At 70.9% G+C, this 254-nt stretch carries 1 pseudogene; it reads right to left on the bottom strand.

The features are described 5' to 3' along the window. Positions 1 to 131: pseudogene (locus C7C46_RS37085) on the bottom strand (GNAT family N-acetyltransferase); the annotation flags it as partial. Between the last annotated feature and the right edge of the window lie 123 nt (positions 132 to 254).

Raw genomic sequence — 254 nt, 5'->3', positions numbered from 1 at the left:
CCGAGGACGAGTTCGAAGCCGGGTTCGGTGGCGTGGCGGTCGAGGCGCTCGGCGAATGTCTGGACGCGGTAGTTGGCCAGGTGCAGCAGGGGCGCCCGCACATCGGCGTAGACGTCCAGCAGGTCCTGACGGGCTGGGCGGTGAGGTCGGTGTGGTGGCGGAGCTCGATCGTCACGCGGTGGTCCTCCTGGTGTTGTGGGCGTACTCGGCCCAGGAGCGGGCCGGGCTGCTGCCGTCGGCCAGGTCGCTCAGCT

This window comes from Streptomyces tateyamensis (assembly GCF_003205575.1).
GTDB classification, from domain to species: Bacteria; Actinomycetota; Actinomycetes; order Streptomycetales; family Streptomycetaceae; genus Kitasatospora; species Kitasatospora tateyamensis.
Note: the sequence above shows the minus strand (reverse complement) of the source record. Positions and strands in the feature narration are given on the sequence as shown.